The organism is Paenibacillus hamazuiensis (assembly GCF_023276405.1).
In the GTDB taxonomy this organism is placed as follows: domain Bacteria; phylum Bacillota; class Bacilli; order Paenibacillales; family NBRC-103111; genus Paenibacillus_AF; species Paenibacillus_AF hamazuiensis.
In genome coordinates this window covers 6,162,711-6,176,543 of record NZ_JALRMO010000001.1, presented here as the reverse complement: position 1 = coordinate 6,176,543, position 13,833 = coordinate 6,162,711, and the positions used below count along the sequence as shown (strand labels likewise).

The 13,833-nt window shown below is 54.3% G+C and carries 17 protein-coding genes; 8 read left to right on the top strand and 9 right to left on the bottom strand.

Annotated features, from left to right (window positions below):
- Window positions 1–47: 47 nt before the first annotated feature.
- Complete coding sequence (locus tag MYS68_RS26800; protein WP_248928762.1) at window positions 48–476, bottom strand: bactofilin family protein; 429 nt, start codon at window positions 474–476, stop codon at window positions 48–50.
- A gap of 30 nt (window positions 477–506) precedes the next feature.
- Complete coding sequence (locus MYS68_RS26795; RefSeq protein WP_248928761.1) at window positions 507–1,490, bottom strand: peptidoglycan DD-metalloendopeptidase family protein; 984 nt, start codon at window positions 1,488–1,490, stop codon at window positions 507–509.
- Window positions 1,491–1,618: 128 nt separating this feature from the next.
- Between MYS68_RS26795 and MYS68_RS26790 the strand changes: the two genes are divergently transcribed.
- Entirely contained in the window at window positions 1,619–1,993 is a 375-nt protein-coding gene (locus MYS68_RS26790) for a hypothetical protein (RefSeq protein WP_248928760.1), read from the top strand.
- Between the two features lie 76 nt (window positions 1,994–2,069).
- On the opposite strand, the gene MYS68_RS26785 is transcribed toward MYS68_RS26790, so the two are convergent.
- From MYS68_RS26785 to MYS68_RS26770, 4 genes are read right to left on the bottom strand one after another with little or no spacing between them, the layout of a single operon-like run.
- Window positions 2,070–3,449: a GerAB/ArcD/ProY family transporter gene (locus MYS68_RS26785; protein ID WP_248928759.1), complete on the bottom strand. Its 1,380-nt coding sequence runs from the start codon at window positions 3,447–3,449 to the stop codon at window positions 2,070–2,072.
- A gap of 36 nt (window positions 3,450–3,485) precedes the next feature.
- Complete coding sequence (locus MYS68_RS26780) at window positions 3,486–3,716, bottom strand: hypothetical protein (RefSeq protein WP_248928758.1); 231 nt, start codon at window positions 3,714–3,716, stop codon at window positions 3,486–3,488.
- Window positions 3,713–4,891 carry a Ger(x)C family spore germination protein gene (locus MYS68_RS26775; protein WP_248928757.1) on the bottom strand — a complete coding sequence of 393 codons (1,179 nt, stop codon included), beginning with the start codon at window positions 4,889–4,891 and terminating at the stop codon, window positions 3,713–3,715. Before MYS68_RS26775 ends, MYS68_RS26780 begins: the two co-directional genes overlap by 4 nt.
- A complete protein-coding gene (locus tag MYS68_RS26770; protein ID WP_420852165.1) occupies window positions 4,888–6,609 on the bottom strand; it encodes a spore germination protein in 1,722 nt (573 codons plus the stop codon). Before MYS68_RS26770 ends, MYS68_RS26775 begins: the two co-directional genes overlap by 4 nt.
- Before the next feature lie 431 nt (window positions 6,610–7,040).
- On the opposite strand from MYS68_RS26770, the gene MYS68_RS26765 reads away from it, so the two are divergent.
- On the top strand, window positions 7,041–7,592 hold the full coding sequence (locus MYS68_RS26765) for a tropomyosin (protein ID WP_248928756.1): 552 nt from the start codon (window positions 7,041–7,043) through the stop codon (window positions 7,590–7,592).
- A 26-nt stretch (window positions 7,593–7,618) separates the two neighbouring features.
- Here MYS68_RS26765 and ligD read toward each other — a convergent pair whose 3' ends face one another.
- The 3 genes from ligD to ku are packed head-to-tail and all read right to left on the bottom strand — an operon-like array spanning window position 7,619 to window position 10,304.
- On the bottom strand, window positions 7,619–8,506 hold the full coding sequence (gene ligD, locus MYS68_RS26760; RefSeq protein WP_248928755.1) for a non-homologous end-joining DNA ligase: 888 nt from the start codon (window positions 8,504–8,506) through the stop codon (window positions 7,619–7,621).
- Window positions 8,507–8,536: 30 nt separating this feature from the next.
- Window positions 8,537–9,463, bottom strand: coding sequence for an ATP-dependent DNA ligase (locus MYS68_RS26755; RefSeq protein ID WP_248928754.1), 927 nt, complete (start codon window positions 9,461–9,463; stop codon window positions 8,537–8,539).
- Between the two features lies 1 nt (window position 9,464).
- Window positions 9,465–10,304 (bottom strand): non-homologous end joining protein Ku, encoded by an 840-nt coding sequence (gene ku, locus MYS68_RS26750; RefSeq protein ID WP_248928753.1) that lies wholly within the window; start codon window positions 10,302–10,304, stop codon window positions 9,465–9,467.
- Between the two features lie 176 nt (window positions 10,305–10,480).
- Between ku and MYS68_RS26745 the strand changes: the two genes are divergently transcribed.
- The 6 genes from MYS68_RS26745 to rimI all read left to right on the top strand — a co-directional run bounded on the left by MYS68_RS26745 (window position 10,481) and on the right by rimI (window position 13,822).
- Complete coding sequence (locus MYS68_RS26745) at window positions 10,481–10,657, top strand: hypothetical protein (protein ID WP_248931162.1); 177 nt, start codon at window positions 10,481–10,483, stop codon at window positions 10,655–10,657.
- Window positions 10,658–10,691: 34 nt separating this feature from the next.
- Window positions 10,692–10,874, top strand: a complete 183-nt coding sequence (locus MYS68_RS26740) for an H-type small acid-soluble spore protein (protein WP_248928752.1) — start codon at window positions 10,692–10,694, stop codon at window positions 10,872–10,874.
- A 137-nt stretch (window positions 10,875–11,011) separates the two neighbouring features.
- Window positions 11,012–12,043, top strand: coding sequence for a thiamine-phosphate kinase (gene thiL / locus MYS68_RS26735; RefSeq protein ID WP_248928751.1), 1,032 nt, complete (start codon window positions 11,012–11,014; stop codon window positions 12,041–12,043).
- A 4-nt stretch (window positions 12,044–12,047) separates the two neighbouring features.
- Window positions 12,048–12,533, top strand: a complete 486-nt coding sequence (gene tsaE, locus MYS68_RS26730) for a tRNA (adenosine(37)-N6)-threonylcarbamoyltransferase complex ATPase subunit type 1 TsaE (protein ID WP_248928750.1) — start codon at window positions 12,048–12,050, stop codon at window positions 12,531–12,533.
- Complete coding sequence (gene tsaB, locus MYS68_RS26725) at window positions 12,530–13,297, top strand: tRNA (adenosine(37)-N6)-threonylcarbamoyltransferase complex dimerization subunit type 1 TsaB (RefSeq protein ID WP_248928749.1); 768 nt, start codon at window positions 12,530–12,532, stop codon at window positions 13,295–13,297. The genes tsaE and tsaB overlap by 4 nt, the downstream gene beginning before the upstream one ends.
- Before the next feature lie 21 nt (window positions 13,298–13,318).
- Window positions 13,319–13,822 carry a ribosomal protein S18-alanine N-acetyltransferase gene (rimI, locus tag MYS68_RS26720; protein ID WP_248928748.1) on the top strand — a complete coding sequence of 168 codons (504 nt, stop codon included), beginning with the start codon at window positions 13,319–13,321 and terminating at the stop codon, window positions 13,820–13,822.
- Window positions 13,823–13,833: the final 11 nt, after the last annotated feature.

The window sequence follows — 13,833 nt, the reverse complement described above, 5'->3', positions numbered from 1 at the left end:
AAAGCCTTAAAACCCATTATATCACCCGGCGATGGAAAAGACATCCTTTAGACGGTGGCAGGAAGCGGCTGCGCACCTTCCTGCGTTCTCTTCGTTTCCGCAGAATCTTCGGCTGCAGGGGAAAAATCGGGCGCCTTCATATCGCTTGTTCCCTGAAATACCGCACCTTGATCAATGACCAACGCCTTGGCCTGAACGGTCCCCTTCAGCTGACCCGTCGATGTAATCGTCAGCCGCCCGGAAGCGGCGACTTTCCCTTGAAGCTTTCCGGCGACGATGATGTCTTTCGTTTTGATTTCGGCCTGCACATAGCCTTTCTCGCCGATGGTGATCTCGCCGGCCGAATGAATTTCTCCGATCACCTGCCCCTCAATGCGGATGTCCGCCTTGGAGGACAAGCTGCCATTGAATACGGTGCCTTCCCCGATCAGCGTATCCGTAGTTCCGGGGTGTACCGCCGTCTTTTTATGGAACATCAGTAATCCTTCCTTTCCGACTGACAGTTATCATTTCGCTGGAGGCAAATAGTTTTGCGGATTGGTGCTTTTGCCGTGAAGCTGGACTTCATAGTGAAGATGCGGCCCGGTACTGCGGCCGGTTGAACCCATAAGCCCGATCAGTTGGCCTTTATGTACTTTATCGCCGTTTTTGACGTTCGTTTTGTTCAGATGCATGTACCAGGTTATCAACCCTCCGGCATGTTCCACGACGATGTTATTCCCGTGAAAACGATCGAAGCCTGCGGTCCTCACGATCCCTTCGGCTGTTGCATAAACCGGATCGCCTGTTTTGCCGGCGATGTCGATCCCCCGATGGAAGCTGAGCTTGGCGGTAAACGGATCCTTCCGGTAGCCGAAAGGCGACGTGATCGTCCGGGAAGCCGTCGGCCATAACGTCGGAGTCGCGTTCCACTTCAGCTGCTTTTCAAACACAAGCCGCTTCGCTTCCGTCAGACGGGCTTGCAGCGTATTCATCTCCGCTCCCAGCGCTGTAAAGAGGCTGCGGGTTTCGGACGCGATGCCTTTCACCTGAGAGAGAGAGACCGGAACGGCCGGTCCGCCTATGCCGCCCGCAGCCTCTGCAGGGGAGGGGACCGCCTCCGAAACAGTTTTGGATGCTCCCTCCGGCGAAGAATCCCCTTTCAAATGGCTTTCCAGCTTTTTCATTTCCTCAACCTTCGCTTTGATCTCCTCGGCTTGCTGAGACAGCTGGAAAATTTCATTTTTCAGCTCCTCGATCGTCTGATTTTTGCTTGCGACATCTTGTTCCAACCGCACGGTTTTGCCGTGCATCTCATATTTGTAAGCTTGTGTCGTTACGACGGTTTCCGTGTGAATCAGGTAAACGTACCCTGCGATCGCCAAAATCAGCCCCAGGCCCGCCAGTCCTGCATAAGCGGCCGCACGGGAGAGCCGGATCCGGTATACGCTTCGACCCGCCTCCGGAATGATCACGAAGGTCAGTTTATGGTGAAGCTTGTTTAACTTCATGACATCTCCTTTGCAATTCTTTGAAAAATTTGTCCGGAGCCCGGTTCTTTGCTGCCGTTAATTCTCCGGATTTTATGCACGCGGCGGAATCATTCCTCATACATTGGGGAAGGGAGGGAGATCCGCACATGCCGTCTTTTTTGAAACTGAACCAAATGACGCTGATGGACCGTCTGGCGCATCACGTGGGCCGGGACGTGGCGCTGGAAGGACAGGACTTTTCCAGCGGACCCGGCACTTTGCAAAGCGTAGGCAAGCGGTTCATTCGGGTGAACGATCAATATTTCGTGCCATCGTCACTGCAGGAAATTGTACTGCTTAGCGAGACGTCCAAACGCGGCGCGAATGTCCATGTGCACAGCACCTACCGCGGTGCAATCCAGGCAGAGCTTATCCGCACCGGCATTGATTTTCTCGAGCTGATCATTCCGACGACGGGCGAGGAAGAGCAGGACTGGACGTTAATCCCGCTGCACCGCATCGTCCGTATGGAAAAAGCTTGAGCGCCGCCCGGCAGGATAACAAGAACCACGGCCATTAAAGGCTGTGGTTTTTTTTGCTGGATGGATTAAGGAGGCCCTAGAGCTCTCTGGCTTTCATCACCTCCAAGTAAGAATTAGCCAAGAGGAGCAGCAGAGAAGCGCCGTAGACCGCCCCGCAGACGATGCCTACCCAGGACAGCTGCCTCGCGAACGTCAGTCCGGCGGCAATGCTGCAGGTGCAGACCGCAAACAGCAGGATGGTGATAAGATAAAGCATGCGAAACGACATGTTATTTATCGTTTTCGCCATAAACTTCTTGCGCAGCGTTTGCGTGCCTTGCTGCGAAACTTGCCCTGCTCCGCGGGAACCGCTCGTTTGAGCCTGCCGCTCCGAAGTCTCCGTCCGGATTCGGGCCAGCACATACAGCATCGGCAAAACGATGAGCTGATACGGCAGCGTATACAGCGGAACGCTGTAATTGCCGAAGCTGAACACCTCCGTCGTGCTTTTGAAGCTGAGCAGCGAAGACATCGTCACGAAAAGTGCCGCCGGTTTCGAAAACAGCGTGTATTCGCGTTTTCCGACGAAGCTGGCGAGCCCCGTAAGAAAGGCGAGGTAAATGAGAATGATTTTGCAAGCGAGTATCGGAAACCAGATGCTGAGCAGAAACAAATCCATCCGGTCCAGAAAATCCGTAATGTTGATTTGCTGGACGAGCGTATAGTTCGGATATACCATATTGCCCGGCATATTATATCCAAATACCATAATTTCCATTACGACGAACATCGTCAGCAGCAGCGTTCCGATGACGATGCCGTGGCGGTACGATACCGACAGCTGCTTGTTGTTATGCACCGTATGCAGAAAAGCGCCGATCGCGATGATATCCGCATACCAGCCCGCACCGAGCAGATTGCTGCTGAGTATGGAGGATAGCGGCGTTGTGAGCACCGGTCCGAGCAGCTTGGCGTTGATCTCATTGCCGAGGAGGAGCGGCATCAGAAACACGCATAACACGAAGATCGGAAAAAAGATGTCGTTGACTCTGGCCACAACCTCCACGCTCGTCGTACCGAAATAAAGCAGAAGCAGGGCAAAGAGCAGCAGTATAACCTCTTCAGGCGTATTCGGCAGCAAAATCGTCTTGATAAATTGCGCCAGCGCGCGGCAGTCGCGGATCAGCACAAACCATATGTGGACCATGATCAATACGTTTATGACGGTGCCGAGCGGTTTTCCGGCCAGCAGCTTGGCGATTTCAAACAGATGTTTGTCCGGAAACAAAGCGCTGAGCCGGTAAAATACGATGCCGACCCCAAATGCATAAATCATCGGCAGCAGATAAGAAAACCATGCGTCCATTTTGCTGATGCGAACGATTTCCTGTTCGGCCAGAAGAACGCCCCCGCTTGTAATCAGCGCTCCGACCAGCCAGCACATTTGCCTATGGTTGATGACTTGTTTCGGATCCATACGTTTTCACCCGTTTCTCCGTAAGGTGCGGCCCGCTTATCGGGGGAGGATGGAGAACACCCACGGCGAGATGTAATTGACGAAAAACTGTGCGGGCATCGGCACATAAGCACCGATGCATGCCGCCGCAAACAGCACGACGGCTTTCAAACCGAGCAGACCGTAAACCCATTTTTCTCCCGGACTCATCCTGGTTCTTTTCGGGATGTCCGTCATGAAGGAAAACAAACAAATGGCTGCGAACGCAGCGCTGAAAATGCCGTTCACTCGCCTTTCCCCGCTTTCGACAAGTTTTCGTAAATAAGCCCGTTATCCGATAAGTAGCTGGTCACTTCGATGTCAAAAGTGGCTTCCTTGATCGCGTCGTGCCATTTTCCAGCAAATTGCTGCTGGAAGACCGCAGGGTATTTGCGGTAAAAAACCGTTCCGAGCTGAGCGGGGTCGGTTCCGGTCCGCTGCATGATTTGAGCGGCGTTTTGAATCGATTTTTTGATATAAGACGATACGGCGGCTTCGACTTTTCGGACGTTGTCGATCCGGCTTAAGTCGTAAAACGACTTGCTTTCCAGCAGCTTCGCCTTCGCCTGCACCTTGACGGCAAAATGGGGACTTCCGTTTTTCAGGGAAGGGCGAATCTCCGTATTTCCTTCAAACAGCTTTAGCGTCATGATACGGGTATTCTCGACCGGGATCGTCACCGTGTAACCCGCCTTGCTTCGAAGCAGCCATTGCAGCCCTTCGGCGGCATCGTTTCCCATCGTCTCCACCAGCTTGTCGTTCTTAAAAATCGCATAGCCGAGAAACTGTACCTCTTTGGACGGCTTTTCGCTTTTTTCCGACTCTTTGATGCCCATGTACGGAATGACCGGGTCTCCGCCTGCCGAGGCGAGAGCCATGCCGACATCTTTCATGTCCAGATTGAGATGATCTTTGGACTTGGCCAGCTCGCGGAAAGCCTCGGCCGGGAAACGCTCGAACTTCGGATTCGCCTTCAGCATGTCGTAGCCTTTTCCTTTGCAGATGACCATATAAGAGGTCAACCGGTTTTCCGTCGTGCGGGTAATCGCGTCGAACAGCTCGCCGATTCCGTCTTTAGCCGCATCTTCGCCGATAAGCAGCGTGCGGCGGTGGGCAAAAAAAGCCCGGCGGGCCAGTCTTTTTTGCACCTTGGCTTGCGCTTCGCGCACGGTAGACCCGACATCGGAATCGGTATAGTAGCTTTTATCGCCGCTCGTTCCGCCGCCGCCTCCTTTGGCTCCGCCGAGCTGTCCGGGCAGCGGAAACATCATGGCGAAGCGGTACGTGCCGTCCTTTTCCTTATCGACCGAGGAACTGAGCACAAACGCCAGGTCGTTCGTTTCCGTACGGTCCCAGCAGCCGGGAAGTACCGTTAAACATACGGCGGCCAAGGCCAAGGAACGGGCTTTGCCGAGGAGGTTCATGACGGATCTTCCTTTCCGCCGGGATTTCGTTTGTCCTCCGGCTGCGCCGCTGCTCCGGATGTTTGGCTACCTTGGCTTTGACCACCGCCCGGGGAGCCGTTTTCCGGCTGATTTTCCGGAGGATTGCTCGCGATTCCTTTCTGCCCGTGGTACTTGAAAATTTCCTGAGCGGAGTCCCGCCCGATCCGTTCTGCGTCCTGCACGCCGAGATAGGCCGGCCTGGCCGACATGGCCCACCAGGGCGCCCGCACGTAAGTATCCTGCAAATCGGCGGCGGCGAGCGGCCCGATCGGCGATAAATATGGCACACCGAATGATCGCAGGTTGGCCAAATGGCCGATAATGAACAGCATCGCCAGCATAATGCCGTACAATCCGAACAGCGATGCCGCAAACAGAATGGGGAAGCGCAGCATCCGAATCGCGATGGCCCCGTTAAAACGAGGAATTGTAAACGAAGCGATGCCCGTAATGGATACGACGATTACCATCGGCGCGGAAACGATGCCCGCTTCGACCGCTGCTTGTCCGACGACGAGCGCTCCCAAAATACTGACGGCGGAGCCGATCGTCTTGGGCAGCCGAATGCCCGCTTCCCGCAGCGCCTCGAAGGTGACCTCCATAATCAGCGCTTCAACGACTGCGGGGAACGGGATGTTTTCGCGGGCGGCGGCTACGGAAAGCAGCAGGGTGGTCGGCAGCAGCTCCTGATGATAAGTAGTAATCGCCACATATAAAGCCGGCGTCGTTAACGACAACAGAAGAAACAGGAACCGCAGCCAGCGGATCAGCGTGGCGATCTGGAATCGCTCGAAATAGTCTTCGCTGGCCTGCATCGTTTGAATGAATACGAACGGGACGAGCAGTACAAAAGGGGTACCGTCGACCATAATGGCCACCCGTCCTTGCAGCAGCGATGCGGCCACGACATCCGGTCTCTCGGTGTACTGCACCTGCGGAAACGGGGAGTAGGCGCTGTCCTGTATGAACTCCTCGATGTAGCCGGATTCGAGCACGGCATCGATATCGATTTTTTCAATCCGGCGGACGACCTCGTCCACCATCGCAGGTTTCGCCAAGTCTTCCAAATAAGCGATGACCAAATTCGTATTGCTTTCCCGGCCCAGCGTCATGGATTTCATCTTCAGACGGGGCGTTTTGAGCTTGCGGCGGACCAGCGACGTATTGGTGCGGAGCGATTCGACGAAGCCTTCCCGAGGGCCTCTGATGACGGATTCCGTATCCGGTTCGTCTACGGACCGTTTCTCGGGTCCGCGGATGCCGAGGAGCAGCGCTTTGCTGCATCGGTCCGCGATCAGCCCGGTATCCCCGCTCAGCACGCCGAGCAAAAAATCTTTGTAGTTGCCCGTTTCTTGCGTTTGCGAAACCGGAAGCGTATGCCGGGCGATGCGGTCTGTGAGCTGCTCGTGCCCCTCGAGGATCATGAGCGCTTTCAGCGCTTCGTCGACCTGGCCGCCGTTAACGAGTCCGTCCACCAGGACGATGCACGCTTTCGCCCCGTCCTGAATCGTAAACTCGCGGATGACGATGTCCGAGCAATCTTCGAACAGCTTCTTGAGATACGATTTATTTTCATCCAGCGTTGGAAAAATCGGCACTTTATCGAGTTCCGAAATAAACCGGTAATCGAAATTTTCCGGTTTCGGCTGCGGCGCTTGTTCGTTTGCAGATTTCCGTTTCCGGTGAATTTTGATCAAGATTCCGCCCCCTTTCATCGCCGGTTCTCTTTAGAGGGTGCTCCAAAAAAAGGCTGCTTTTGTCATGCCCGAATAGTTTTCTCCGTTTGCCGAAAATTATTACCACATCTTCCATGTATTGCGAAGGGATGGTGTCGCATACGTTTTTTTAACGTTAAAGAAAGTTTAAGTTTGCTAAAGCGTTAAAGTGCGAACGAGAACTTTCTTTACCAAGAAAAACTTCCGCTGAATCGCGGTCGCTCATCTTCGAAGGACTTCGTTAGAAGTTTTTCTTATTGCTTGGAAAATTTCTATTGTCAAAGTACCGGTTCGATAGTAGAATGATTGTACATGTTAAAAAGTTCGAGTGAAGCACACTTGCAAACCGCGGATATCCGCTTTGTCGGTGTGTTTTTTTACTTTCCGGGTTTCGATGGAGAGGAGGATCGGATATGGAAGAACTGAAACAGCTGATGCATCAGCTTCTGCACAATCAGGAACAGTTTAGAGAAAACTTCGAAACGAGGATGGACAGGCTCGAAACGAGAATGGACAGGCTCGAAACGAGGATGGACAGCCTTGAAATGAGGATGGATAGCCTCGAGATGAGGATGGATAGCCTCGAAACGAAGGTGGCCAGCCTCGAAACGAAGGTGGACAGGCTCGAAACGAAGGTGGACAGCCTCGAAATGAGGATGGATAGCCTCGAAACGAAGGTGGACAGGCTCGAAACGAAGGTGGATAGCCTCGAAACGAAGGTGGACAGCCTCGAAATGAGGATGGATAGCCTCGAAACCAAGGTGGGCAACCTGGAAGTTAAGGTAGACGAGGTGATCCTGAACCAGCGTCTCTTTAGCGGCAAACTGGACGGGTTGTACCAGGAGGTTCAGGACCGTTTCAAGGACACGAACATGAACATTCGCGACGTAAGCAGGCATGTGCGCTTGCTGGCGCAGGATATGGACGAAATGATCGAACGCGTAAGTCATCTGGAAGGGCATTAAGAAGATTGCTGCCCCCACACTCGCGATCACCGCTTTACAAAGCTCAGCACGGCGTCCAGATTTTGCGGAGGCACCTGCTGGATCAAATCTCCGACGCGGGTAAGCCGGTCGCCGATCGACAGCAGCGTAAAGTCGCGCGGGTCGCAGCGCATCGCCACCTCATCCCAGCGCAGCGGCGTGGATACGGTGGCGTATTTACGGGCTCTCGGCGTGTACGGGGCCGACAGCGTTTTGCCGTGCCAATGCTGCAAATAGTCGACATAGATTAGCGTGCCGCGATTTTTTTTGAACCGTTCGATCGTGAACAAATTCGGATACTTCTGTACGACGTAAGCCCCGACAAAATGCCCGATGCTGCGCAGCTGCTCAAACGTATAACCCCGCCGAATCGGCACATAAATCTGCACCCCGGTAGCGCCCGACGTTTTCGGAATGGAACGAATATTCATTTTATCCAACACTTCACCAATAATTTCAGCCGCCTGCATAATTCGCGGCTCCTCTTCCAGCGTAGGGTCGATGTCGATCAGCCATTCCGCCGGAAGCTCGTCTCCGATGTAATGAAACGACGGGTGAAACTCGAGACTGGCCAGATTGCCAAGCCAAATAAGCGTGGCGACGGAGTCGAGATTGACGTAATTAATTCCGCCCAACTCGGCGGTTTTGACAAAAGACGGAATCGGTTCCGGACAATTTTTCTGGTAAAACGATTTGGCGTTCCACCCGTTCGGGAAACGAATCGTCGTCAAATAGCGGTTTTGGCAGTAACGGAGCAAGTAGGGGGCGAGCATGAGCAGCTTTTCCAAAAACATGATTTTGCTGATCTTCATTTCAGGCCAAAGCAGCTTGTCCGGGTTGGAAATGGTAAGCTCATGCCCTTCGATATTAACGGTTCCTTTCGTGGAGGTAGCCACCCTGATCCCGCTTCCTTTCATGCGAATTTTTCAAACATGAATGACCCGTTCGGGTCCTAACTCATAGCTGACCAGCTTGGGGTGCCGCAACAGTCCGGCAGCCGTAATTTCGAGTCCCGTAACGGTGCATGGAAATCCGTCTTTGAGCCAAAGCACCTGCTCTCCCTTAAGCTCTTCGGGAAGCGGATGAAACCAGGATTCCGCCCGCTCATGGCGCCTTCCCCAATCCAAAAGCTCCCGCTTCATCGCGACGTTAAGCCCCAGCGACGCTTTTCCGAAAAACAATCCGTCCCGTACCATGACGAAGCTGGCGACTTGTCCGCTGCGGATCGTCAAACCTGCGATGCGCACTTGTTCGACGATCGCCGTCTTTTTCTTGAACCAATCTTTATGGTTTTTGCCTTCCGCATAAACACTGGACAGCCTCTTGCTGACGATGCCCTCCCAGCCGCGTTCTTCGATCCAGCGCCATAACGCATCGCTGTCATAAAACAGATCGCTCACGAACATCGCCGGCTGCTTCGTCGGAAAAAGCGCGAGCAATCGCCTGTGCCTTTCCGAAAACGGCAGTCCGCTAAGATCCTGATCGCCTTCGTGAAGCAGATCGAACATCACGTACAGCACCATATGGCCGCCTCCGGATTTGACGCTGCCCGCCGCTCCCCCCGAACGCTCGCGCTGCAAAATTCGCGGAAAATCCGGCTTCTGCGTCTCCATATTAAAGGCAACCGCTTCGCCGTCAATCAGATAAGTGCCTTTCATGGGCTGAAGCAGCTGCATGATTTCCGGATAAACGGAATCTTTTCGCAGCATTTTTCGGGAATACAGCTGAATCCGGCCGTTATCCACAGCGGCTAGAAGGCGGACGCCGTCCCATTTAAGCTGGTAGCCCCAGTCCTCGCCTCGAGGGATTTCATCGCTGGAAATCGGGGCCATCGGTTCCTTGGGCAGCCGCATGTCAGCCGGATTCCTTTACTTTTTTCGCTCTCGATTTGGTTGTCTTTGTTGTGGCGGCAGGTTCTTCTTCCTTCGGCTTCATCGCTTCGAGACTCGCCTGCAGGGCGGACATGAGATCGATGACATTCGTTTTTTGCTGTTCCGGAGCGACGGTAACCTGCTCGCCGGCGATTTTTTGCTTGATCGCTTCCATCAGCGTTTCGCGGTAATCGTCGGTGTATTTGGACGGATCGAACGGGGCCGCAAGCTGTTCAATGAGCATTTTGGCCATCGTCAGCTCCTTGTCGTTCACTTTAATCTCTTCGGGGAGGCCCGGCACCTGCTGAATGGAACGCACTTCATCCGGGTAAAAGATCGTCTCCATCGCAATGCAGTTATCGATTACGCGGATGGCGGCCAAGCTGCTTTTGGCGCGGATGGACACTTTGGCGATGCCGATTTTACCGCTTTGTCGCATCGATTCGAGAAGCAAATTGTAAGCGTTCGCCCCCGTCTCGTTCGGAGCGAGGTAATACGTTTTTTGAAAATAAATCGGATCGATTTCAGTCAAATCGACGAAGTCCAAAATTTTAATTTCCTTATTCGCTTCGCCGGACAGCTTATCCAGCTCTTCTTTGTCGAAAATGACGAAGCGGCCGTTTTCGTATTCATATCCTTTTACAATGTCGTTCCATTCGACTTCCGTTTCGCAGGTCTGGCATTTCCTTACGTAAGACAGCGGGGTGCTGCAGGTCTTATGAATCATCCGCAGTGAAATATCTTTATCCTCCGTCGCCGAAAACATTTTCACCGGAACATGGACAAGCCCGAAGCTGATAGCCCCTTTCCACACCGTATGCACGAGCCGATTCCCTCCCTCGATTTAAAAATAAATCCTACTACCATTTATTTCCGCATGCCGGCAAAATCATTCTTCCTGCGGATAGTATACGTAACCATTTCTGTCAATATGAATGGGAAACGCTGAGGGTGGAAATGATACCAAAAGAAACAGGCGACGGAAAGGAGGAGTGACGGTTGGCCGAACAGGCAAATGAGGTGAACGATACGCATCAAGGACGCGACGATGCGTTTATGGATATCGACAGAATGATCAACGAAGGGCTTGGCGGAGGCAATGTGACTCTGCACAACGGCCTGATCGAAGAAACGACGACCGATACGATGAACGACCGGGAATCGGTCCAGGAATAAGGGCATGACAGCAAAACGTTCGGGAGGTGTCATCATGCAAGCCAATCGGGTGCAAGAAATTTTACAGTCGGATAAAAAAATCGATGTGCAGTGGAACGGCATGTCGGTCTGGATCGACAGCGTCGATACGCAAAATCAAACGGCCAAGGTACACGCCGAAAGCAATCCGGCCGATACGCGCGTTGTCTCCGTGACCGAGCTGCAGGAAGTGCAATAATTTCGCCGATTGAAGGGCCTGGAACGACAGCGGCAGCGGCTGCGGGTTTCGGGCCTTTTTGCCTTCATTTGGATATATTGCGGCTCCGGCGTCATACCGCTATAATAGGAGAAATACGAAACAAAGGCGGTTGGCGTATGCAAAAGGGCGAGTTCGACTTGATCCGCGCTTGGACGAGCGGCAGGCAGTCGGCCGCATTTCAGCAAGCCTGCGGCGTCGTTCAAGGCATCGGCGACGACGCGGCCGTCACGGAATGGGCGGCAGGAACGCAGATGGTCGCAACGTGCGATACGATGGTTGAGGACGTTCATTTCAAATCGATCACGATGCGCGACCGGGACGTAGGGTATAAAGCGATGGCGTCCGCGGTGAGCGACATCGCGGCGATGGGCGCGATACCGAAGTACGCGCTTGTATCCGTAAGCCTGCCGCATCAAACGGAAGAGAAGCGCCTCCTGGATATTTACGACGGCTTGTATGAATGCGCAAGCCGATGGAGCGTCGTCATTATCGGCGGCGATACGACGTCGAGCCCTGCAGGCATCCACTGTTCGGTGACGGTGATCGGCGAAGTGGAGGCGGGAAAAGCGCTTCTCCGTTCATCCGCCAAAGTTGGCGACGTCGTTTTCGTTACGGGGATGCTGGGTCGGTCCGCTGCGGGACTCGATTTTTTACTCGCGCAAAATAAAATTTCCTCCGAATGGGATGCATTCCCGGATCGTGTTCAAAAGCTGATTGAAGCGCATTGCCGTCCGTCCCCGCAAATCGAGGCCGGGCTGCTGCTGCAAAAGCTCGGCGTTTGCCATGCGCTTAACGACGTGAGCGACGGGCTTGCCAGCGAAGCGTGGGAAATCGTCGAAGCTTCGGGCGTCGGCATCGACCTTGTCGAGGATCGCATCCCGGTAGCCGAGGAATTGCAATCGTTTGCGGAAAATCGGCGGAAGGATCCGCTGGATTACATTTTATACGGTGGCGAAGATTACGAGCTCGTCGGCACGATGCCGGCGGATAAGGCGATCGAAGCGCAGCTGAAGTTTCGGGAGGCCGGCCTGGAGCTGCACGTCATCGGGTACGTGAACGGAGAGCATCGCCGGGTGATGCTGGTGCAAAGCAGCGGGGCGATGACGGCTGTGCCGAAGCGAGGGTATAACCATTTCGGGGAGGAATGAAGCGGTGGCGGCTGAGCAAATTTACCGTTATTCGGCGGAAAACGAACAGGATACCGAACGCCTTGCGGTCCGGCTGTCCGAGCTGTTTGTACCGGGAACGGTCATTACGCTGGACGGCGATCTCGGAGCGGGCAAAACGCGGTTTTCCCAAGCCGTCGCGAAAACGATCGGAGTGGAGGAGACGGTGAACAGCCCGACCTTTACGATTATCAAAGAATATGAGGGAACGCGGTTTCCTTTTTACCATATGGATGTGTACCGGATATCCCAGCCGGAAGCGGATCAGCTCGGGTTGGACGAATATTTTTATGGAGACGGCATCACGCTGATCGAATGGGCGGAGCTGATTGCGGATTTGCTTCCTGAAGAAAGGCTGGCAGTGAGAATCGATTACGCCGGGGAGCAGGCGAGATCGTTTCAACTGACCCCCTATGGAGAGCCTTATACCGCATGGTGCCGGACGTTAAAGGAGAACGGATTGCTATTATGACGAATTTTACATATCCGCAGGGCGTGATGCTCGCCATGGATACGTCGACGTCGTCGATGACATCGGCGATTTTCAGAGACGGCAGGCTGCTCGCGGAAAACAATTCCAAGGCGGAGCGGAACCACTCGATGTACTTGATTCCGCACATCCAGGAGATGCTGCGGTCGCTGGAGCTGCGTCCCGGCGATATTGCCGCGATCGCAACCGGAGTCGGACCGGGCTCGTATACCGGCATCCGCATCGGAGTCACCGTCGCCAAGACGTTCGCGTGGGCGCGCAAAGTACCGCTCATCGGCGTATCGAGCCTCGAAGCGATGGCGTTAGGCGGTTTGCGGCTTGCGCAGTCCGCAGCGCCAGAGGGCAAAATCTGGGTCGTGCCGCTGATGGACGCGCGCCGCGGCCAGGCTTTTACCGCGCTTTATGAAGCGGATGGAGAAGGGTTGAGGCCGCTTCGCCCGGATGGCATCCGGCTCGTCGCCGCCTGGACCGAAGAGCTCGCCGGCTTGACCAAGGAGCAAGGGCCGGCGCATATTATTTTCGCCGGGGAAATTGAACTGCATATGGATGCGTTGAACCGCTTTGCGGAGCACCATCCGGCCGCGGTCATCAAGCCGCATGCGCTGAGGGCTTGCGACGTCGGCGAACTCGCGTATCCGCGCTGGCATGCCGGGCAATTCGAGGACGTGCATGGCTTTGCCCCGAACTATACGCAGCTGCCCGAAGCGGAAGTGAAGCTGATTGCCAGGCAGAAACAGGACGAGTAACGATTTAGGAGGAAGCCCGCCATGGAACACCCCGCCGCTAATTTACCAGATTTGCCCGATGCTGTGACGTTTCGCTCCATGCGCCTCGAGGATATACCGGCGATATGCGCCATCGAGCAGGAGGCGTTTACGACGCCGTGGACAGCCGGAGCGTTTCAGAACGAGCTCACGAGCAACCAGTTCGCCCATTACCTCGTGATGGTGCACGGCAGCGAAATTGCCGGTTACGGCGGCATGTGGCTGATCATGGAGGAAGCGCACGTCACCAATATCGCCGTCAAAAAAGAGTTCCGCGGCCAAAAGCTGGGCGAACGCCTCCTAAGAGAGCTTATGCGAAGCGCCGGCTTTCTGGGTGCCGTCCGCATGACGCTGGAGGTCAGAGCTTCCAACTACATCGCCCAGAAATTGTATGAAAAAATGGGCTTTTACTCCGTCGGCGTCCGCCGCGGTTATTATACGGACAATCGTGAGGATGCGATCATTATGTGGGTCGACCTGCAAAGGCAAAAACGTACTCCGCGATAAAGGATAGAATG